This is a genomic window from Aureimonas sp. ME7 (genome assembly GCF_903970965.1).
Taxonomy (GTDB): Bacteria; Pseudomonadota; Alphaproteobacteria; order Rhizobiales; family Rhizobiaceae; genus Aureimonas.
Genome location: NZ_CAJCKW010000002.1, coordinates 462,823 through 483,674 on the forward strand (window position 1 = coordinate 462,823; position 20,852 = coordinate 483,674).

Genomic DNA, 20,852 nt, shown 5'->3' on the forward strand with positions numbered 1-20,852 from the left:
TTGCAAGGGTCCGTCAGATGGACTGAAGGAGGGCCGCCATCATCTGGTCGACCGTTGAAATGATCTTGGCCGACGCCTGATAGGAGCGCTCCAGCTCCAGGAGGCGCGTCAGTTCCTCGTCGAGATTGATCCCCGTCTCGTTGGACAGGGTCTCGGTGGTCTTGGCGACGAGCGTTTCCTTGGAAGACACGGTCTTCGTCACGGTGGACCGGCTGTCCTGAAGCCAGCTGATCGAGGAGGACGCGAAATCGGCCAGCGTCGCCTTGGTGACCGCGCCGGCATCCGCCGAGAAACCGCGCGCGGTTCCCAACGCCGCCGTCAACGCGTTGATGCGTCCGCTGAAGCCGCCGAGGTCGGAGGCGTTGTAGTCGTAGTTGACGCCGTCCCGGACCTTGGTCGGATCGCTCGTCAGCCCCGCCGCCAGGGTGAGGCTCGCGGCCAGCCCAGCGGTGTCGATCGCATTTTCGTTGACGCTGGCAACCGCCTTGAGCCCGCCGACGCCGCCGGCCGCGTTCGTCAGATTCTTCACGTCGCCGATCTGGAAGCCGATCGCCGTGCCGACTCCCGTCGCCTGGAAGGACAGGCTGCCCGCGTTGTCGGAAACGGCAACATGGCCGGCACCCAAGACGCTGCCGTCCGCAGCCGTCGCCTTGGCGGCGAGCGTCTGGACCTGCGCGGCGAACTCGGCGGCCGTCGCGGGGATCGTCACTTTGCCCTTGGCGGTGTATTTCGTGCCCTGGTAGGTCACGGAGAACGACAGCTCGTCGCCGTTGGCCGGCGCATCGGCGGCGTAGGCGTCCATGGCGACCGCATCCGTCGCCACCGACATCGGCATCGTGGTCGTGAACAGGCCGGTCTTGGCGGCGCCGCTGCCCGTCTGATCGTATTCGGCGAAGGCGGAAACGAGGCCGCGCGCCATCTCGTCGATCTGTTTGCCGTAGGTGACGGCGATGTCGTCGCGCACGTCGGTCAGGCCGACCACGAGGCCGCTTCTGATCGGCATGTAGGAATTGTTGCCGGTGACCGCGACGCCGTCGATATAGAAGGCGTTGCCGGGCTGGCCGGCCACCAGCGGATTGGTGGCCGTGAAGGAGACGTTGCGCGCCTGGGTTTCCAGAAGCGTCACGCCCGAGTCGGTATAGACGACCATGTCGTTGTTGCCGCGCGTCTGGACGCTGAGGCCGACATAGTTGGACAGTTCCTTCACCAGGCGGTCGCGCTGGTCGGACAGGTCGGTGACGTCGGAGCCCTTGGTGGTTCCGGCCACGACCTGGCGGTTGACCGTTTCCAGCTCCGCCAGGATGCGGTTCATGTCGGTGGCCGCCGTCGACAGCTGCGTGTCGGCATCCCGGCGGATGGTGTTCACCGCGTCGGCGTTGTCGCGCAGCGTGCTGGCGAGGTCCTGCGCGGCCTGGACGGCGGCACGGGCGAGATCGTAGTTGCCCGGCGTGTTGGCGAGATCGCTGAGCGCGTCGTTGAGGGCGGAAATCCTCGCTTGCGGCGACTGCTTGTCCGTCGTGTCACCGACGATCTCGTTCAGGCGCGACAAGACATCGCCTTGCGCGTTGAAGCGCGACAGCTGCGAGGTCGCGTCCAGCATGTTGCGGAACAGGATCGAGTTCGACGACTGGGCGACCGAACTCACATGGACGGTGCCGTTGGCGCCGCTGACGAGGCTGGCCACCTTGCGGGTGGCGCCCGGCGTGTTGACGTTGGCGATATTGCTGGAAACGATCCCGGTCTGGACCTGGGACGCGGCCAGCGAGGACTTCGCGGTGTTCAGCGCGGCTGAAAGCGACATGGGAATGGTCCGGAAGGGGAGCGGAGGACAAGCGGCATGGTTTGCGCCGCCGTCCGGCGACGCAGGGGATCAAGCGGGGGCGAGCCCCTCGCCGCGATCAGCGCTTCAGATTGACGAGGACGTCCATGATTTCCGAACCGGTCTGGAAGACCTTGGAGTTCGCGGTGTAGGAGCGCTGGCTCTCGATCATGGTGGTCAGCTCGGAGGCGAGATCGACGGTAGAATTCTCCAGCGCGCCGGAGACCAGCTTGCCGAGACCGCCCTCCCCGCCGAAGCCCATCAGAACCGTTCCCGACTCTACGCCGGCGCTGTAGACGTTGCCGGCCATCACCGTCATGTTGTCGGGAGCTGCGACCATGGCGAGCGGAATCTTGTAGAGATCGCGCGTCGTGCCGGAGGTGAAGGTGGCGGTGACCGTCCCATCCGTGCCGATCGATACCTTGTCGATCACTTCGGCCGGATTGCCGTTCACTCTTGCGGCGAGCGGCAGATAGTCCTTCGAATACGACGTGAAGTCGCTGACGTTCAGCTTGACGACGCCGCCGTTCAGGTCCGCGCCGTCCGCCGACAGATCGATGTTGATGAAGCCGTCGCGGGCGATCGTATCGACATCCACCGCGGTCGGGGTGGTGGCCAGTTCGTCGGTGATGGACGTCAGCTTGGACGTGGTCTGATCGAACGCGAACGTGTAGTTGGCGATCGGACCTTTCCCGGTCCCGGTCGTTCCGCCGTAAGGGAACGGGGCGGTGGTCGAGGCGCCGGTACCGGAGGACGGGGATGCATCGGCCGCGTTGAATACGGACACGTCCCAGGTATCGTTGCCATCGGCGTCGACACCCGTCTTCGAGTAGTAGATGTCGAGTTTGATGGCCTTGCCGGAATTGTCGTAGACGGTGATCGAACTGGACGACGTATAGGCGACCGCCGTATCCTTGGCCGTTACGGCCGAAGGCAACTTGGCGGCGGCCACGATGTCGGCGCCCTTCTTCAGGTTCGCGGACAGCGTACCGGAGGACGAGGGGTTGGCGCTCAGAAGACCCGTCGACATGTTCACGTCCTTGAGGCCGGCGAAGCCGTTGAGGACGTAGTCGGTGCCATCGGTATCCACGGGATAGCCCTGCAGGACGAAGCCCGCCGCATTGACCAGCGTGCCGTCGGCCTGCTGGGTGAACGAGCCGGCGCGCGTGAGGAAGCTGCCGCCGTTGCCGTCGCCGACCACGAGGAAGCCCTGGCCGTCGATCGCCAGATCGATCTTCTTCGAATTCGTGGAGTTGGCGGTGTAGGTCAGACCGCCCTGCTCGCTGATCAGCGTCCGGACATTGGCTTCCACGGCGCCCGAGTTGTACTGACCCTTGCTATGGGCGAGCAGCTGCGAGGTGAACTCGGTGGTCGTCTGCTTGTAGCCGTTGGTGTTCGAGTTCGCGATGTTCTCGGACACGGCGCTGAGGCGGGTCGCCTGAGCATTCATGCCCGAAACGCTGGTGCGCATTAGTCCGCCGATGCTCATGCTGGTCCGCCTCGTCCGATACCTGGGGTTACGGCGAACTTAGGGATCGAGGCTTGCGCGAAGCTGCTTTCATACATTCTTCATCTTATAGCGCGTTAAGTATATTTTAATAAATGAAGAAGCCCGCCATTTGGATGGCGGGCTTACTTAGGAGATAATAATTTTTATTTGGAAGAAGTCAGACGCCGATGCCGTAACCGAGGTAGCGCTTGGAGGAAACCGGGTCGTAGCCGAGGCGCATCTTCAGCTTCTTGCGCAGCTTCGAGATATGGCTTTCGATGACGTTCTCCTCGACGTTCTCGTCGAAGATCCCGTAGATCGCGGAGAACAGCTGCTGCTTGGAAACCCGGCGCCCCTTGTTGGCGACCAGATATTCCAGGATGCGGCGCTCGCGGCGCGGCAGGACCATGGGCTCGCCGGCGACTTCGGCGTCGCGCCCGTCGGAGAAGACGCAGATTTCGTCCACCACCGTGCGGCCGCGATCCACCGCCACGTCGCGGCGACGAATGGCGCCGACGCGGGCGAGGATTTCCTTCACATGGACCGGCTTGGCGACGACGTCGTCGATGCCGGCGGCGAAGAGGTCGAGGGTCGAGTTGAGAGCCTTGGCCTCGGCAAGCGCGATCAGCGGGGCGGAGGACCGGCTGCGAACGAGGCGGGTGAACGAGCTGCGCTCGGGGAAGTCGCCGAGAAGAAAGGCTTCCACGGAGGAGATGTCGGTGGCCGACGCGCTTTCCACCCAGTCGCGGAACTCGTCCACGCCGAACCCTGCGGAAGAGACGCCTTCGGTGCCGAAAAGAGACTTGTAGCCGCTCGTCACAAGCTCGCGATTGTCCACAACTACGATCATCTGTCCCCGCCGCATCACTTGCGTTTCGTTAGGAAAAAGATAACCGGTCGGGTCCGAATCGGCCTATCCCCAAAAATCACTATAGGGTTAACGGAATGAAAACGCCGAGCCGAAAGCTTTAGACTTTGGAAGCGTTTGCGAAGCTTTCTTCAGGAACACGATAGTTTCGCAACCTATGGAACCGCAACCTATGCGAGCATCCTGATCCGAAGCTTGCACCTTGCCGTCAGTGACCTCGGAAGGGGGAAAAGCCGACGAAAAAGGCGACCGCTACGCAGCGGCCGCCCTTGGAAAGCGACGCGGGAAGATCAGAGGTAGGTCGAGCCCGAACGGGCGGACGCGGAAGGCGCGTCCGCGGGCGGTCGAGCGGGCGCGCGGCGGCGCTCTGGCTCCTCCCCCGAAGATCGGGACCCGTCTCGCTCGGGCGCACGCTGGTTGTCGGACGAGGAGCCGTTCGACGAGTTGCGCGACTGAGCGCCCGTGTCGGTGCTGTCGGCAGCGCGCGCCGTCGTCGCGTCGCGGGTCACGACCGAAATGGCGGCGTCGTCGAGCGAGAAGCCGGCATGTTCCAAGAGCTTGCGCAGCGACGCGCGGTCGTCGAGCAGCATCGCCGCCGTGTCGCTCTGGCTGGCCGCAAGCTCGATGGTCAGTTGGCCGTCGTTGAGCCGCAGCGAGACATCCACCGTTCCCAGGTGCTCGGGATGCAACTGGATGGTCAGCGTCTTCAACGCGCCGCCGCCCGCCCGCATGCGAAGATGGGCGTCGGTGGACGGCGCCGAGGACGCAGCCGCCGACGACCCGCCGTCGCCGAGCGCCTGGAGGATGGGGCCGGCAACCTGATCCAGAAGGCCGAACGGCGAAGCCGTGCCGAGATTACCGACGGCAGGTGCAGGCGCAGAAACGGAGAGGGCCGCGTCGAGGCTCCGGGAGGTTCCGCGTTGGCTGACGAGGTCGCTCAACGTCGATGACGAGCCGCCCGAGGAGCCACCGCGCCCGCCCCGTTCGCCGGACGCCTCGCGCCCGCCCTGCCCCAGCTGCGCCACCGCCTCGTCGAAGCGGACGCGAACGGAGGCCGCCGCGTCGTTGCCGGCGGGCTTGGCGGAGGCAGCTTCCGTCGTCTTCGGGAGGAGTTCCGCGATCCCGCTCGCTGCCGCCGTCTTCTCGGTCTTGACCGTCCCGTCCGTCTTGTCGCCCTTTTCCGTCGGCCGCACCAGGACCATGCCGTCCTGGCCGGGCTCGAAATGCGTTTCCATCTCCAGAACGTCGAGACGCATGCCGCGACCGTTCCTGGTTTCGGCGATGGCTTCCCCATCGACGGCCGGTGTCGCAGTCTCGGGTTTGGCGGGGAGAGCGTCCTCGCCCGCCTTCCGCTCATCACCCGCTTGCCGCTCGGCTTTCGCAGGGATCGCCGGACTTCCGAGCGCTCCCAGAAGGCTTTGCAGCGATCGCAGCTCCGACGTGCTGCTTTTCCCCTCGGCGGTCTCGGCCTTGGGGTCGGAGATGGTGTTTCCGGCGTCGTCCAGCGGCTCGGCCGCTTCGTCGTCGGTCCGGCCCTTCGCCGGGGACGTCGCGCTCGTGCGGCGCCCGGTGTCGGCGGCATCCTGACCGCCGACTTCGCGCACCGCCTGGTCGAAGGCCGCCGACACGCGGCCGAAATCCTTGTCGCCCTTGGTCGGCGCGCGGCTGGCTCCGTCCTTGTCCACCGGGATCACGGGCATGTCGATCTTCATGGCTTGGAGGTCTCGATCTGGCGGGAAGCCGCGTTGAGCGCTTCGCGCGCCCTGGCAAGGACGGAGGGCGTGTCGGCGGCGGCGCTCGAATCGAGAACGGCTTCCGACACCAGGGCCGGCCGCGCCATGGACTGGAGCACGCCGAAGGCCGCATCCAGGAGCTTCTGGTCCTCGGGGTGAAGCATGTCACGATCGATCGCGGCCAGCGCGGCGCGCGACGTGTCCGGATCCTCCGTCCCCAGCGAAGCGGCGGTTCGATAAAGGGTGCCGCGCGCTTCGTCGCCCGGCTGCATAGAGCCGCTCTCCACCGCTCGGCCGGCGGCCGCTTTCGCGAAGCCGAGATTGCCTGATACCAACGAGCGGCGCGCTGCCGCCAGATACAGCCGCTGGCGCCGATCGACGGAAAGCGGTCCGATCACCCCGTCCATGGCCAGAAGCGCCGCCTGCCCGTCGGGAATGGCGCGTCCGACCACCATGGCGACATAGCGCGTCTCGAAATTGGCGGCATAGCTGGAGTCGGCGTAGCGGTCGAAGTAGCGACGCGCCAGCCGGTCGGCTGCCGCATGATCGCCCGCGTCGTCGACGAGCGGTGCGCCCAGACGGAGGGCCGCCTCCTCGATCAAGGTGCCGGGCGCCAGCAGGCGAGCCTGGTCGAGGCGGTGCACGGCCTCGGCGGGCTTGTCGAACTGGTGGATCTGACCAAGCACGAGGCTCAATTGGGCCGCCAGCACCGGCTCCATGTCGAGGATCGGAATGGCTTCGAGCTTCTTGGCGGCGGTCTCCAGATCGTTGCGCACATAGGCCAGCGCCCCCTCGAAGAGGGGCCGGTCGGCCTCGTCGAAGCGATCGCTGCGCATCAGCTGATCGACCACGTCCGGCGTGCCGCCGCTCAGAAGAAACAGGATGGCCGCCCGCTTGTTGCGATCGTCCGTCCAGACTACGGGATCGGCGTTCAGGAACGAATTGCCGAAGCGCCGCAGAAGCAGCGCCTGCACGCGGATCGCCCGGTCGTTGCCGCGCGCCACCTGATCCTGCAGGAACTGCACCGAGCGCATCACGTCGAACGGCATCGGCGGGCGCGTGGTGGACCAGTGCGTATCCTGCGCATCCGCCGGTGTGGGGTCGGCGGGCGCGTCCGCCACCGATGGGGCGGGCGTCTCCGACCCCGCGTCCGCCTCCATCGCGGCGGCGGGCAGAACAGAAGCGCCGAGCAGCCAGGCGCCGAGAAGGAGCCGAGAAGTCTTGGTCACGCCTTGGGTTCTTTCAGGAGGATCTCGATGCGGCGGTTGCTGGCCGCATCAGGATCGGCGGCGTCGGTCGGCTGACGGTCGGCGACACCCTCGATGGCTTCGACCCGGCTGTCGTCCAGGCCGCCGCGACGCAGCATGTAATAGGCCATGTGGGCGCGATCGGTGGACAGGCGCCAGTTGTCGAGCTGGCCGTTGGAATAGGGCCGCGCGTCCGTATGGCCGCGAATGACGATGGTGCCGGGGCGCTGCTGCAGGATCGCGGCGATCTTTTCCATCAGGCGGATCGCATCCGCCGTCGGCTTGGCCGAGCCGATCTGGAACATGCCGGTGTCCAGCGTATCGGCGAGCGAGATCGTCACCGTTCCCGAGCCCGCCTCGCCGCTTTTCACCTGCACGTCGGCCGACTTGGTCGGGTCGCTGGCTTCGATCTCCTTTTCCAGACGCGCGGCGTCGGCCTGCTCGGCCGTCTGAGCGACGGCGGGCGGCGTCTCGGGCACGGCGGGCGGCGCTTGCGGCGCGCTGGCGACCGTTGCGAAATCGTCGGGCGATACGTCCACCTTGCCGGTCGCCACGCCCGTCTGGGCGTTCGGCGTCAGCTGCCAGGAGGTCGGATCGAACGGATCGCGATAGGCGTCGCCGCCGTTGAGGCCGGGAAGGCCCGTCCCGTTCGGCTTGCCGGGCGCCGTTCCGTCCTGCACGGCCTGGCCGCCTTCGGCGACGATCTCGGCCAGAACCGCATAGGGGTCGCGGAACAGCGCCTGATCCTCGCCACCCGTCGCGGCACCGCCCACGGGCTTACCGCCGGGCTCGCCCTGCTGGGCGGAAGGGCCGGTGGACGTGTCCTTGAAGTCGCCCGAGCGCGAGTTCTGGTCCTTGCCGAGCCCGGTCGTGGGCGGCAGCGTGCTGTTGAGTTCGATCGGGTTGAAGTATTGCGCGATCTGCTTCTTCGTCGCGTCGTCGGACACGGATGTCAGCCACATCACGAGGAAGAAGGCCATCATGGCCGTCATGAAGTCGGCGAACGCGATCTTCCAGGCACCGCCGTGGTGACCGTCCTCGACCTCACCGCTGCGACGAACGATGATGATTTCCTGGCGCTCGAGTTCGCCTGCACTCACGAGAGCGCCTCCTCGACGGCCTTCAGCCAAGCCGCCAGACGCGTTTCGATCACGGTCTGGTTGGCGTCGATGCGCACGTCGGTATGGGTTTCGTTCGTGTCGAAGGACACGTGCCGGGCATGGTCGCCGAGCTTGTCCTCGAGGGCGTTCAGAAGGTCGCTCGGGCCGGAGGCGGCGATCTTCACCGCCGAGCCGTCGAAGGCGATGGTCTTCACCGCGCCGGCGAGCTCGTCCACGGTGGCGCGCTTGCGCACGTCGACGACAAGCGGGCGCAGAAGCGCGGTCAGCGTCGTCTTCAGCGTGTCCTCGAACACCGCCATCTGAAGGATCACGAGATCGGCGAGACGATCGCCCTCGCTTTCCACCCAGACGCGGCGCGCCTCGGCCATGGCGCCGTCGCTGTCGGCGGCGAGCGTTTGGCGCAGTTCGTCCAGCCGCTCGGCCGACACGCGCTCCAGATCCTGGCGCACGGTGGCTTCGGTTTGTGCAGCGCTCGTCTCGCGCGCTTCCGCCAGAGCCGCCTCATGCTCGCGCATCAGCGCTTCGCGTTCCTGCGCCCAGGCGCGGCGCTCGGCTTCGAGCTCACGCAGGGGAACGCGCGGCTCGGCCGCCGGCTGGCGCGGCGCGGGCGCGACGCCGGCCGCCTTCAGCGCCTGTGCGGGCACCGCGACCGCACGGGTCGGAGCAGGCACCAGGGCCTTGGCCGGCGCCCGGGGCGCTGCGACCGGGGCAGGAGACGTGACGCGCGGCAGGGCGCTTTCGAAGGCGCGGGGCGCGGGGGCTGCCCGGCGCGGGGCTTGGGCACGCAGAGGAACGAACTCGTCCTCGGTTTCGTCGAGCAGAAGTTGGGCGAGAGGAATCATGGCTTATGCCGCTTCTTTCTGCTGGATCCACTGCTTCAGGATGGCCGCCGCCTGCTGCTCGTCGAAATCGACGAGCTTCTCGATGCGGACCTTGGGCGAGTTGGCGCGGTTGCGGGTGAGTTCTTCGAGGATGTCGTCGGAGGGGCCGGCATCGCCGTAGCCGAGCGAGGCCACGAGATCGGTGCCGAAGCCGGGCGGCAGGCCGGACAGCGAGCCGCCCTCGTCCCCACCGTCGAGCAGCGGGTTGCGCAGCTCGACCGAGTTGTCGCCATCCAGGAGGGCCGGCTCGTTCTCGTTGGCGGCGGGCGCGGCGATGGCGCGGATCGCGGGCTTCAGGCCGAACCAGATCACGAGGATCGCGACCACGAGGATGGTCAGAGCGTTGACCACTGTGCCGGACTGCTTGAGCAGCATTTCGCCGTAGCCGACCGAGGGGACCGGCTGAAGGTCCTGACCGTTGCTCACGAAGTCGACGGCCGTCACTTCGAGCTGGTCGCCCCGCGCGTCGGTGATGCCTGCGGCCGAGGCCACGAGCGCCTTCACCTCTGCCAGTGCCGTGTTGATCTGTTCGGCCGTCGGGTTCTCGCCGAGCGTGGCGGCAAGGCGGGCGCGGTTCACGACGACGGCGATCGAGAGCTTCTTGACGTCGTAGCCGTCGGATACGGTCTGCGTCGTGGTCTCGTTGATCTCGTAGTTCGTCAGTTCCTCGCGGCGCTCCTTGGCTTCCGAAGAGGAGGTGCCCGCGGCGGCGGCCTGCGGCTCGGCCTGGGGCACGTTCTGGGCCGCCGTCGCGGCGTTGTCGTTGGCCGCCGTGTCGTTGGACTGGCCGGTTTCGCGCACCGTGCGGGTCGAGCGCTCGACACGGCCGTCCGGATCGAAAACGCGCGAGTTGGTCTGGCGGCGATCGGTGTCGAGCCGGGCGATCACGCTGGTCTGGAAGTTGTCGACGCCGAGATACGGCGCCAGCGTGCGGCGGATCGATTCCTGGATCGAGGAAGAAACGATCCCTTCCATGCCGAGCTGCTTGGTGGAAGTGGCGTTGGAGGCATCGTCGCCCGAGGCAAGCAGCGTTCCGTCCGTGTTCAGAACGGTGACCTGATCCACCTGCATGCCGGGAATGGCGGATGATACGAGGTGGCGGATCGCCTGCGCGTTGGCGAAATCTTCCGAGTTGTCGGTGCGGATCACGACGCTGGCCGACGGCGCCTGTTGCTCGCGCCGGAACGAGCCCGGCTCGGGCAGGACGATGTGAACTCGCGCGGCGCGAACGTCCTTCAATGTCTGGATGGTGCGGGCGAGCTCGCCCTCCAGGGCGCGAACGCGGGTCACCTCCTGCATGAAGGTCGTCAGGCCCATCGAGCCCATCGAGTCGAACAGCTCGTAGCCGGCGTTCTCCGAGCGCGGCAGGCCCTTTTCGGCGAGCAGCATGCGGGCGTTGGCGGTCTGCGAGAAGTTGGTCGACACCGTGTCGCCGGTGGCGTTGACGTCGAAGGGGATGCCCGCTTCCGTCAGCGCCGAACCGATGCGCGCGACGTCCTGGCGATCGAGGCCGGAATAAAGAACCTCCATCGTCGGCTTGGACAGGTAGAACGCGGCCAGACTGACCAGCGCGATGGCGAGAACGCCGACCAGCGCCAGAGCGCCGAGCTTGCGGCCACCCAGCCCCTGAAGATTGGACAGAAGTTTTTGGGCCTCGGCCCGAGCGACCATCGCCATTACGTTCGCCTGCGGATGCGGGAAGTGATGGGGGCAATCTGGCCGCACAAGCTTGCGCGGGCGTGATGACCTTACCGAATGATGAAGGTTGAAGGACCGAAAAGGCACAGTGTTGCGCCTGTGCACGACCCGAGGCGTTACCTCCGCGCATCGGGCGATCGTTTCATGCGCCGAATCAATTGCTTGCGCGAATCACCCAAAGCAAAAACCCCGGATCTTTCGATCCGGGGTTCGCCAAAGGCCCGACCGCAGGTAATCCTCGCTACATGAAGGAGCGCACGAGACTTCCGGTCAGCATGTTCCAACCGTCGATCAGGACGAAGAACAGGATCTTGAACGGCAGGGATATGATGGTGGGCGGCAGCATCATCATGCCCATCGACATGGTGAGCGTCGCCACGATGAGGTCGATCACCAGGAACGGCAGAACGATCAGGAACCCGATCTCGAACCCACGCCGCAGCTCGGAGATCATGAAGGCGGGAACGAGGATGCGGAAGTCCACGACCTGGCCCTCGCTCGATCCCTGTTCCACCGCCGGAAGCCGGTCGCGGATTGAGGCCTCGTTGATGTTGTTGAAGAGCGCGAGATCCTGTTCGCGCACCTGATCGAGCATGAACCCCCGGAACGGCTCGGCGATGCGTGGCAGTGCCTCCTCTTCCGTGAGTTCGCCGCGCATCAGCGGCTGCAAGCCGTCGCGCCAGGCCTGGTCGAAGGTCGGCATCATTACGAAGAAGGTGATGAAGAGCGACAGCGAGATGAGGATGAGGTTGGCCGGCGTCGTCTGGAGTCCGAGGCCCGTGCGAAGGATCGACAGCGCGATGACGACGCGGGTGAACGCCGTCACCATGACGAGGAGACCGGGCGCCACCGAGAGCACGGTGACGATCCCGAAGAGCTGGACGATGCGGCCGGACACGGCCGAGTCCCCGGCCGGGATCAGCGCGGCGATGTCGCTTGCGGCGCTGGAAACGGCATCCTGAGCGAAGGCGGGCAGCGCGCTCAAGGCCAGCAGCGCGAGGCAGAGAGCAGCGCGTCTCACTTGACGATCAGTGCGCGCACGATGATGTCGCTGACCGACGAAGAGCGCAGGCGCGCGCGCTCGAGCAGGTCTTCCTTCAGATGGAGAAGGCCGCGGGCCCCCTCTATCTGCGCCAGTTCCAGCGTGCGCAGGAACACCACCGTATCGGCCTGAACCTGCGAGGCCAGAAGCGCCTGATCCGGACCTTCGTCGTCCGTCACCTTCATGACGAGGCTGGCTTCCAGGCGAACCTGCGTTCCGACCGGCGAGGACAGATCGGTCAGGATCGGCTCGATCGGCTGGATGATCTCCTTCGGCCCGAGATCGGCCGTCGGCGTGTCCACCGCCGCGGTGACGGGGTCCGTCGAGACGGCCTCGGCGGGCGCCGGCGGCGGGGGGTCCTTCTTCAGAAGGAAGCCCAGCGCGCTGCCGCCCAAGAGGGCGATCACCGTCAGGCCGGCGACCGCGCCGATCGTCTGGAGCGGTCCGGCCTTCTTGGGCTGCGCGAATCCTTCGGGCAGAAGGGCCAGTGTTTCGGGGCTGAGCTCGGTCATACGGCGCTCCGGCGGCATGGAAGAAAGCTGCCGGGCGCGGATCTGGAGTGGGAGCATCCCACCGGGCGCCGCCGTCCGGTAGGGAACTGTTAAGAAATAGCGCTGTCGCGAGCCTTGCCGCGCGAAAGCGTCAGCCTACGCGACCAGGCGCCGGAGCCCTTTAATAGGGAAGCGCGTTGTCGAGCACCTGCTGGCCCCAACCCGGGTTCTGCACCTCGGTCAGACGGCCGCGGCCACCGTAGGAAATGCGGGCTTCGGCCACCTTGGCATAGTCGATCGTGTTGTTGGGCAGGATATCGCCCGGCCGGATGATCCCGGCGATCGACAGAACACGAACCTCGAAGTTGACGCGCACTTCCTGCTGGCCGGCGATGTAGAGGTTGCCGTTCGGCAGGACCTGCGTGACCACGGCAGCGATCGAAACGTTGATCTCCTCCTTGCGGTCGACCTTGCCCTTGCCGGTGGTCTTGGTGCCGTTCTTCAGGCCGAGCGTCGCGCCGAGCGTGCCGAGCGACGTGCCGCTGAGCGAGCCGTCGAAGTCGGCCCCCACGCTGACGCCCGCGTCGCGCGAGCGCTTGGTGTTGTTGTCGAGCGTCGCCTTGTCGTCGATCTTGATGCGGACGGTGACGATGTCGCCTATGTTGAGCGCGCGCGTGTCGCGGAAGAGATCGGCGTTGCGGCCGGTCCACAGCGAGTTGACATGGCGCGGCAGCTCGTCCGGGCCGGGGCCCGGCGCGGGCTGGACGATCGGCGCGTACTGGTAGAGACCCGTGCCGACCGGAGACAGGACGGGTTCCTTCAGAAGGTCCTCTCGCGAGGTCGTGCAGCCGGCCAGGAGACCGACAGCCAGAAGCGGCGCGATGGCTCTCACAGGCTTTTTTCCTTGCTGGCGTCCTTGTCAGCCACTTCGGCCGAGGCGCGGTCGGTCTTCTGGACGATCAGGGCAGTGAGTTCGGAGGCGACCGGCGCCGGCATCTCGGCGAGGATCGCGCTCGCCTGCCGCGACTTCAGCCGCGTCAGCAGCGAGGCCGCGACGGGACGCTCCATGCCGGCGAGCTGTGCGGCGGCCGCGTCCGGCTTCATGCCGGCATAGATGTCGATCACGATATTGGAGGTGGATTCGATGAAGGAGCGGCGCTCGTTCAGCCACTTCTCGACTTCCTCGCGCTTGGCGTCGAGCTCGTCGATCTTGGCTGTGATTTCGCCTTCCGCCTGCTTGATGTCCTGAAGCTGAAGCGCGTTGCGCGCGTCGAGCGCCGGGTTGGAGATGTTGGCGCAGTAGCGCTCCACATCCGTCATCTGTACCACCGGCGGCACGACTTCCTTGCCGTCTTCGCCGATTACCCGGACCTTTGCGGGGCCTGCGGGCGGAGAGGGCGCGGCAGCAGCCCCCTCCTCGGCCAAGGCCGAACCCGAGCCCAGCACCAAGAGCCAGCCGGACAGGACCAGCGCGCCGATCGTTGCAGGACGCGACGGGGAAACGGCGGGGCTAAACATCACTGCACCACGATCTCGGCCTGCAGGGCGCCGGCCGTCTTGATAGCTTGAAGAATGGCGATGATGCCGGTCGGCTTCAGGCCGAGACGGTTGAGCCCGCGCACCACGCTGTCGAGGTTGGCGCCTTGCACGATCGCAAGGTTTCCGCCGCCCTGCTCGGCGTTCACCGTCGTGTCGGCGGTCACCACCGTCTGCCCGTCGCTGAAGGGCGCGGGCTGGGAAACGTTCGGCGTGTCGGTGATGCGCACGGTCAGGCTGCCGTGCGTCACGGCCACCGTCGAGATCTGCACCTCCTTGCCGATCACCACCGTTCCCGTGCGCTCGTCGATCACCACGCGCGCGGCCTGATCGGGCGTGATCATCAGGTCGCCGAGATCGGCGAGGAAACGGGTGGAGGACAGCTTGGCGGGCCGGGTCAGCGAGATGGTGCGGAAATCCTGCTCGCGCGCCACCGGCTTGCCGTAGGCGCGCCCGGCATAGGCGTTGATCGCGTCGACGACGCGGATCGCGGTCCGGTAGTCCGGATTGCGCAGCTCCATCGTGATCACGGGCGTGTCGACCGTGGCGCGTGGAACTTCGCGCTCGATCAAGGCGCCACCGGCGATACGGCCGGTGGTCGGCGTGCCCTGCGTGAGGCTTTCGCTGGTCCCCTCCGAGGAGAAGCCGCTGACGGCGAGCGCCCCCTGTCCCACGGCGTAGATCTCGCCATCCGGGCCATAGAGCGGCGTCATCACGAGCGTGCCGCCCATCAGCGAGGACGCGTCGCCGAGCGAGGACACCGACACGTCGATGCGCGAGCCGATGCCGGCGAAGGCCGGCAGATCGGCGGTCACGATCACGGCCGCGACGTTGCGGGTGCGCGGCTTGGCATCGCGTACGTTGACGCCCATGCGGTCCAGCATCGCCTGGAGCGACTGCTCGGTGAAGGGCGAATTGCGCAAGCTGTCGCCCGTGCCCTGGAGGCCGATCACCAAGCCGTAGCCGACGAGCTGGTTGTCGCGCACGCCCTTGATCGTGGTCACGTCCTTAATGCGCACCCCGCCGGAAGGCCGGGCGCGCGGCATGATCTGGTTGAAGTTCTCGTGCGCACCGATGCCGGCCTGGCCGTAGCCGAAGGACGGGCCGCCGTAGTCCGCGGCATCGGCGGGCAGCGCGACACCCAGAAGCAGAAGGCCGGCGAGCGACCGACTTAAGATCCGGCGGCTCATCGCGAAGACACCTCGATCGAGCCGTCCTCGGAGGCGACGCCGCTGATCGTCACGCCGCTATCGGCGTTGCGAACGCGCACGGGCTGCCCGGCTTCCACCGACTGGAGGGGGATGCCCTTGCCGGTGATGAAGAGACCTTCCTCGCGATAGACGATAGTGGTCGGAACGCCGGCCGTCACCGCGTCGGGCGACTTCAGGTCGCTGAGGAGGATCGGCTTGTTGGGCAGGAGCGTGCGCCGCGCGAGCCGGTTCTTCAGCATCCCCTCCTCCACCACATAGGCGGAAAGCTGGGTGCCGGGCACGGTGAAGCGCGCGGAGATGACGCCCCGGTCGAGAACGCTCTGGCCGGGATAGACCACGGCCGTCGGAACGGGAAGGTTGAGGTCCGCCGCTCCCGCCATGCCGGCGGTCGAGACGAGCGCGAAAGCGGCTGCGGCCGAAGCTCGGAAGCGGGAGGCGAGGGTCATGACTTAGCGGATGCCCTTGGAAACGACGCCGGACATTTCGTCGGCGGCCTGGATCACCTTGGAATTCATCTCGTAGGCGCGCTGCGCCGAGATCAGCTCCGAGATTTCCTTCACCGGGTCGACGTTGGAGTTTTCGAGATAGCCCTGCTTGATGACGCCGAAGCCCGGATCACCCGGAACGCCGGCGATCGGGGCGCCGGACGCGGCCGTCTCGCGGAACAGGTTGCCGCCCTCGGCCGCCAGGCCCGGCTCGTTGGCGAAGTTGACGATCGACAGCTGGCCGACGAGTTGCGCCTCGCCTTCCACCGTGGCGTAGACCTCGCCGGAACCGTTGATCGTGACGTCCGTCGCGTTTTCCGGGATCGTCAGGCCGGGATCGACGGTGAAGCCGTCCAGCGTCACGATCTGGCCGGTGTCGTTCTTGTTGAACGCGCCGTCGCGGGTATAGAGGATCTCGCCGCCCGGACCCTGGATCTGGAACCAGCCCTGCCCGTTGATCGCGACGTCGAGATTGTTGCTGGTCTGCTCCAGAGCGCCCTGGATGTGAACGGCGCGAACGGCGGCGGTGCGCACGCCGAGGCCGATGCGCGCCCCTTCCGGCACGACGTTCTCGCCGCCGCGCGCCGGCACGCCCTGCATCCGCTCCACCTGATACAGAAGATCGGTGAACTCGGCGCGGGCGCGCTTGAAGCCGGTGGTGTTGATGTTCGCGATATTGTTCGCGATCACTTCGACATTGGTCTGCTGGGCGTTCATGCCGGTCGCGGCGATCGCAAGGGCGCGCATTGGTTTGTCTTTCTTCAGATCGACATGCGGGAAAGTTCGAGATAGGCGGAGACCACCTTGTCGCGCAGCGCGACGGCGGTCTGAAGGGTGCGCTCGGCCCCCATCACGGCATCCACCACGGCCTGCGTCGAGGCCTGGCCGTTGACGCCCTGGATGGAGGTCGCTTCGGCCGACTTCATCGTCTGCGCCGCTTCGCGCGCGATGTCGGCCATGGCGGTGGCGAAACCCTGGCCGGCGGACGCCGTCGAGGCGGCGGAGGTCGTGGGCGAGGAAATTCCGTCGAGACGGAGCGTGTCGAGACGCGGCAGCGCGTTGCCGAGGGCGGGGATCATGGGCGTCAGCCTCTCATGAGGTCGATGGTGAGGTTGATGATCTCGCGCGCCTGCTTGACCACCTGCAGGTTCGCTTCATAGGAGCGGTTGGCCTCGCGCATGTCAGCCATTTCGACCAGCATGTTGACGTTGGGCATCTTCACGTAGCCCGACGCGTCGGCGGCCGGATTGCCGGGATCGTATTCCGTCTTGAACTCGGCCCGGTCGGTGCCGACGTTCTTGATGCGCACCAGCTCGGCGCCCGCCACCTGGTCGAGCTCGCTGGTGAAGGACACCGTCTTGCGCCGATACGGGTCGCTGCCGGGCGTTTCGCCGGTGGAGCGCGAGTTGGCGACGTTTTCCGACACGATGCGCAGGCGCTCGGACTGGGCTTCGAGGCCGCTGGAAGCGATCTTGAGGGCGGCGGAGATCGAATCGACCATGATGCGTCAGCCCTTCAGCGTCGACATGTACATGCGGTGGAAGGACTTCACGATCGAGGTGTCGAGCGCGTACTCGCGCGAGATCTCGCCGGCCTTCAGCATTTCCTGCTCGAGGCTCACCGAGTTGCCGGAATGGGTGACGTCCCAGGGCTTCTGGCTCTGCTCGTCTATGCCGAAGTCGCGTCCCGCCGAGGCCACGAGATGGCTCGGGTTGGAGCCCGACATCTGAAGCGCGGTCGCCTGCATCGTGTCGTCGAAGGCGGTCACGTCCTTAGCGCGGTAGGCGGGCGTATTGGCGTTGGCGACGTTCTCCGCCACCACGGCCTGGCGGGCGCTCAGCCACTCGGCGCGACGGGAACTCAGCCCGAAAAGAAAGAACTCGCTCAACTGCCGAAGTCCTCGAACAGATCCTTGATAGATCCACTCTTAGGAAGATGCACTTGTCCGAAGCTGACTGTTTTACAGAAAAATTAGGATTAACCGATTGCTAACAAAGGTTAATATCAATTAACGACTTTGCGGCGGACAAATAAAAACCCCGCCGGTCCGGCGGGGCTCAAGGGTTGGAACCGCAGGGATGTCGCGATCAGCCGGCCGTCCGCAGCCGAGCGCCCGAAATCGCCGCCTCCAGCCTCGCGGTGTTGCTTGCAGGGTCGGCGTCGGGCTCGGCAAAGGCGATGTAGTTGATCTGCACGCCGGCCTGCGTCGCCGACAGGACGAGGCGGAAATGCACCGTCACGTCCGGCGCATGGAATTCCATATCGAGATCGATCGTCGGCGCGCTGCCCCAGGTCAGATGCACGTCGCCGCCGCCCGCAAAACGCAGCGCGCCGGGCGCGAGGTAGAGCTGGGCAGAGGATTCCACGATGTCGGCGATGTTGCCGAGGTGGTCCATGCGCAGAAACGCCACATAGTCCACCACGTCCACAAGCCGCAGTTCGGCGACCACTTCCTTGATCCCGTTGGCCAGAGCCTTCTCGCGGTCAGCGGCATGCTTGTTGCGAACGTTGAGCATCACGTGGGAACCCATGGAAGACCTTTACGCGGGATGGACAGAGGGCGCCTTCCGAAGAGGAAGGCATTCGTCGACAAGCCGGCCGGTTCAGGCCGCCCCGATCTCCAGTCGCGCGCCTGGGCGAGACTGGAGGAAGTAGATGAGTTCCGCGACGGCCTTGAAGAACTGCGGCGGGATCATCTGGTCGATCTCGACATGATCATACATCGACCTTGCCAAGAGCTTGTCTTCGATGACGGGAACGTCGTTGGCTTCCGCGATCTCGCGAATCTTGAGCGCCATGACGTCGACGCCCTTGGCGACGACGACGGGCGCGCCGCCCTCCTCGCGCACGTAGCGAAGCGCGATGGCGTAGTGCGTCGGGTTGGCGATCACCACGGTCGCGCCGGGCACGGCCGCCATCATGCGCCGCTTGGTGCGCTCGCGGGCGATCTGGCGCTGGCGCGCCTTCACCATCGGGTCGCCCTCGCTCTGCTTCATCTCGTCCTTGATCTCCTGCTTCGACATGCGCAGGTCGCGCCGCCAGAAGATGCGGGAGAACAGAAGGTCGGCCGCCACGAGAACGATGGTGGCCACCGACACGGTCGCGAGGAGCCGCATCGACAGGCCGAGGATCGTTTCGGGCAGGAGCAGAGGGTCCGAGAACATCGTCTTCAACAACAAGGGCAGTTCGTCGGACAGGATCCAACCAACGATGATCGTAACGGCGGAGAACTTGAATAAGGCTTTACCGAACTCGGTGAATCCGCGACGTCCGAACATTCGTCCCCAGCCGCTGGCGGGAGAGATGTTGGAGTATTTCGGGCGGATGCGCTCGAGATTGATCTGGGGTGGGTTCTGCAGAAGCGAGGCGAGGATGCCCGCGACCAGGAACATGCCGGTGGCCGGCAGAACGAACTTGGCGCTCTGCGCCGCCATCATGTGCAGAAATTGCAGCGCGTCGAGGCCGTTGCCGATCGACCATTGCGTCGGATTCTCGAAGGTGACCTTGAGATCATTGGTCAGCTGAGCCGCGTTGTTGCGGGCCTGGAAGACGACGACGGCGATGGCCGCCAGAAGCGAAGCCAGGATTGGCGCTTCGCGCGAAACCGGCAGGTTGCCCTTTTCGACGGTATCGCGAATTCGCTTTTCCGTCGGCTCCTCGGTTTGGGACTCCTTGTCCGCACCTTCCGCCATCGCACATCAGCCCTTTCGCGAAACGGAAAAGGCGTCCGGCTCGAATCCGAGTCGGGCGCCGGTGGTTCAGAGGGATCAGGCGTCCGCCTTCTGCGTCAGGTCGATGCGCCCTTCCGCCGACAGCCGCAGCGCGGCCGAGGCGATGGAGCGCTTGGCCGTCGTGACGACGTCGGCGGCCGGCGCCTCGCCGCGCGAAAGCTCCGCTTCCACCATGCGGCGGGTGCGAGCGCCGAGCGCCGAGAGGACCGCCTCGCGCAGATCGTCGTTCGCGCCGGTGAGCGACTGCGTCACCGTTTCCGCCGGGATCGCGTCGAACAGGATGAGACGCGCTTTCTTGGGCAGGCTGAGAATGTCCTCGTAGGCGAAGAGCAGCTTGCGCAGCGCGACCGCTTCGTCCGGCTCGCTCGCCTCGATCGAGGCCAGAACCTCGTCGGACTGCGCCTTCTCCATGCGGTTGACGATGTCGGCGAGCGTCGCATGGCGCGCCTTGCGCTCGGCCCCGTTGGAGCCGGCGACGAACGCCTCGCGGAACCGGAGCTCGATCATCTTGGCCACCGCCTCGGATGGCGGCGCGGCCGACAGCATGCGGCGAACGATGTCGTTGCGCTTCGGGGTCGGCATGCCGGCGACGACCGTCGCCGCGACCTCGGCGCGCAGGCGCTGGAGCGTGTAGGCCACGACCTGCGGATGCTCGCGCTCGAGAAGCTTGGCGACGGCTTCCGCCCCCATCTGCTCGATTTCCTGCCAGACCGGCACGCCGCTGTCGGTGCCGAGCAGGTTCTCGCCCTCGAAGACGATGGCCAGCTCATCGGTCGACAACGTGTTGCGCAGGAGCTTGTTGAGTTCACCCTCCAGGCCGGCCATCGCCGGCCCCGTGCGGAACGCGTCCTGGAACTCGGCGACGATCTCCTCGAGTTCGCTCGTGGTAACCGGCTGCTGCAGCGTCGCGCTCTGGCGCAACGCGCGGATCTCTTCCGGGCTGAAATGCTTGAGGAGCTTGGCCGCCCCTTCTCCACCCAGGGTGAGAAGCAGGATCGCCGCACGGGACGCGCCAGACTTCGGCGGCCCTTCAAGCTCCAGCGGTTGATAAGCTCCGAGCATCATCGAAACGTCAGCCGTTCTTGGAACGCGGCTGGCGGGCGGTCGGCGAGACGATCTCGGTGAGCGTGATGCCGAAGCGCGATTCCTCGTTCTCCAGGACCACGACCTCGCCGCGCGCCACGACGCGGCCGTTGACGATGAGGTCCACAGGGTCGGAAATGTTGGTGTCGAGCTTCACCACCGCGCCGCGGCCGAGCTTCATCAGGTTCGCCACCGGCATCACGGTCGAACCGAGCACGACCTGCATGGTGACGGGAATGTTCATGATGACGTCGAGATTGGGCTGCGCCTCGACGACCGGCTCCTCTTCCAGCACCTCGAAGCTCATGTCCTCGACCGTCTCGACGGTCTCGAACGCATCGTCGTCCATCGCGCCGAACTGGCCGCCGAACGGGGTTTCGGCTTCGAGTTCCAGTGTCTCGTTCTGCATTGGGGTCG

General features: G+C 66.2%; 22 protein-coding genes. All 22 read right to left on the reverse strand.

Going from position 1 to position 20,852, the window contains the following annotated elements:
- Positions 1 to 13: 13 nt before the first annotated feature.
- Entirely contained in the window at positions 14 to 1,801 is a 1,788-nt protein-coding gene (gene flgK, locus H7A85_RS05725) for a flagellar hook-associated protein FlgK (RefSeq protein WP_182084913.1), read from the reverse strand.
- 97 nt (positions 1,802 to 1,898) lie between these two features.
- On the reverse strand, positions 1,899 to 3,308 hold the full coding sequence (locus tag H7A85_RS05730) for a flagellar hook protein FlgE (protein ID WP_182084914.1): 1,410 nt from the start codon (positions 3,306 to 3,308) through the stop codon (positions 1,899 to 1,901).
- Between the two features lie 178 nt (positions 3,309 to 3,486).
- Entirely contained in the window at positions 3,487 to 4,158 is a 672-nt protein-coding gene (locus H7A85_RS05735) for a response regulator transcription factor (RefSeq protein WP_182084915.1), read from the reverse strand.
- Between the two features lie 308 nt (positions 4,159 to 4,466).
- Positions 4,467 to 5,888: a flagellar hook-length control protein FliK gene (locus H7A85_RS05740; protein WP_182084916.1), complete on the reverse strand. Its 1,422-nt coding sequence runs from the start codon at positions 5,886 to 5,888 to the stop codon at positions 4,467 to 4,469.
- Positions 5,885 to 7,138: a hypothetical protein gene (locus H7A85_RS05745; protein WP_182084917.1), complete on the reverse strand. Its 1,254-nt coding sequence runs from the start codon at positions 7,136 to 7,138 to the stop codon at positions 5,885 to 5,887. Before H7A85_RS05745 ends, H7A85_RS05740 begins: the two co-directional genes overlap by 4 nt.
- The gene (locus tag H7A85_RS20990; protein WP_280514905.1) at positions 7,135 to 8,256 is read right to left on the reverse strand and encodes a flagellar motor protein MotB; all 1,122 of its coding nucleotides are present in this window, start codon (positions 8,254 to 8,256) and stop codon (positions 7,135 to 7,137) included. Before H7A85_RS20990 ends, H7A85_RS05745 begins: the two co-directional genes overlap by 4 nt.
- A complete protein-coding gene (locus H7A85_RS05755) occupies positions 8,253 to 9,119 on the reverse strand; it encodes a hypothetical protein (protein ID WP_182084918.1) in 867 nt (288 codons plus the stop codon). Before H7A85_RS05755 ends, H7A85_RS20990 begins: the two co-directional genes overlap by 4 nt.
- 3 nt (positions 9,120 to 9,122) lie before the next feature.
- Positions 9,123 to 10,835, reverse strand: coding sequence for a flagellar basal-body MS-ring/collar protein FliF (gene fliF / locus H7A85_RS05760; protein ID WP_182084919.1), 1,713 nt, complete (start codon positions 10,833 to 10,835; stop codon positions 9,123 to 9,125).
- A gap of 262 nt (positions 10,836 to 11,097) precedes the next feature.
- Positions 11,098 to 11,832, reverse strand: a complete 735-nt coding sequence (gene fliP, locus H7A85_RS05765) for a flagellar type III secretion system pore protein FliP (RefSeq protein WP_244631004.1) — start codon at positions 11,830 to 11,832, stop codon at positions 11,098 to 11,100.
- Positions 11,833 to 11,873: 41 nt separating this feature from the next.
- The gene (locus tag H7A85_RS05770; protein WP_182084921.1) at positions 11,874 to 12,410 is read right to left on the reverse strand and encodes a flagellar basal body protein FliL; all 537 of its coding nucleotides are present in this window, start codon (positions 12,408 to 12,410) and stop codon (positions 11,874 to 11,876) included.
- A gap of 160 nt (positions 12,411 to 12,570) precedes the next feature.
- Complete coding sequence (flgH, locus tag H7A85_RS05775) at positions 12,571 to 13,281, reverse strand: flagellar basal body L-ring protein FlgH (protein ID WP_182084922.1); 711 nt, start codon at positions 13,279 to 13,281, stop codon at positions 12,571 to 12,573.
- Positions 13,278 to 13,910 (reverse strand): MotE family protein, encoded by a 633-nt coding sequence (locus H7A85_RS05780; protein WP_182084923.1) that lies wholly within the window; start codon positions 13,908 to 13,910, stop codon positions 13,278 to 13,280. Before H7A85_RS05780 ends, flgH begins: the two co-directional genes overlap by 4 nt.
- Positions 13,907 to 14,971, reverse strand: coding sequence for a flagellar basal body P-ring protein FlgI (gene flgI / locus H7A85_RS05785; RefSeq protein ID WP_244631005.1), 1,065 nt, complete (start codon positions 14,969 to 14,971; stop codon positions 13,907 to 13,909). The genes H7A85_RS05780 and flgI overlap by 4 nt, the downstream gene beginning before the upstream one ends.
- Before the next feature lie 140 nt (positions 14,972 to 15,111).
- Positions 15,112 to 15,582, reverse strand: coding sequence for a flagellar basal body P-ring formation chaperone FlgA (flgA, locus tag H7A85_RS05790; RefSeq protein WP_182084925.1), 471 nt, complete (start codon positions 15,580 to 15,582; stop codon positions 15,112 to 15,114).
- A gap of 3 nt (positions 15,583 to 15,585) precedes the next feature.
- Positions 15,586 to 16,368: a flagellar basal-body rod protein FlgG gene (gene flgG, locus H7A85_RS05795; protein WP_182084926.1), complete on the reverse strand. Its 783-nt coding sequence runs from the start codon at positions 16,366 to 16,368 to the stop codon at positions 15,586 to 15,588.
- Between the two features lie 14 nt (positions 16,369 to 16,382).
- A complete protein-coding gene (locus tag H7A85_RS05800) occupies positions 16,383 to 16,700 on the reverse strand; it encodes a flagellar hook-basal body complex protein FliE (protein WP_182084927.1) in 318 nt (105 codons plus the stop codon).
- A gap of 5 nt (positions 16,701 to 16,705) precedes the next feature.
- Positions 16,706 to 17,122, reverse strand: a complete 417-nt coding sequence (flgC, locus tag H7A85_RS05805; protein ID WP_182084928.1) for a flagellar basal body rod protein FlgC — start codon at positions 17,120 to 17,122, stop codon at positions 16,706 to 16,708.
- A gap of 6 nt (positions 17,123 to 17,128) precedes the next feature.
- The gene (flgB, locus tag H7A85_RS05810; protein ID WP_182084929.1) at positions 17,129 to 17,509 is read right to left on the reverse strand and encodes a flagellar basal body rod protein FlgB; all 381 of its coding nucleotides are present in this window, start codon (positions 17,507 to 17,509) and stop codon (positions 17,129 to 17,131) included.
- A gap of 199 nt (positions 17,510 to 17,708) precedes the next feature.
- Positions 17,709 to 18,152, reverse strand: a complete 444-nt coding sequence (locus H7A85_RS05815; protein ID WP_182084930.1) for a hypothetical protein — start codon at positions 18,150 to 18,152, stop codon at positions 17,709 to 17,711.
- A gap of 72 nt (positions 18,153 to 18,224) precedes the next feature.
- The gene (gene flhB / locus H7A85_RS05820) at positions 18,225 to 19,313 is read right to left on the reverse strand and encodes a flagellar biosynthesis protein FlhB (RefSeq protein WP_182084931.1); all 1,089 of its coding nucleotides are present in this window, start codon (positions 19,311 to 19,313) and stop codon (positions 18,225 to 18,227) included.
- Between the two features lie 75 nt (positions 19,314 to 19,388).
- Positions 19,389 to 20,417 carry a FliG C-terminal domain-containing protein gene (locus H7A85_RS05825; protein WP_182084932.1) on the reverse strand — a complete coding sequence of 343 codons (1,029 nt, stop codon included), beginning with the start codon at positions 20,415 to 20,417 and terminating at the stop codon, positions 19,389 to 19,391.
- Between the two features lie 7 nt (positions 20,418 to 20,424).
- Positions 20,425 to 20,742, reverse strand: coding sequence for a flagellar motor switch protein FliN (gene fliN, locus H7A85_RS05830; RefSeq protein ID WP_244631006.1), 318 nt, complete (start codon positions 20,740 to 20,742; stop codon positions 20,425 to 20,427).
- Positions 20,743 to 20,852 lie beyond the last annotated feature (110 nt).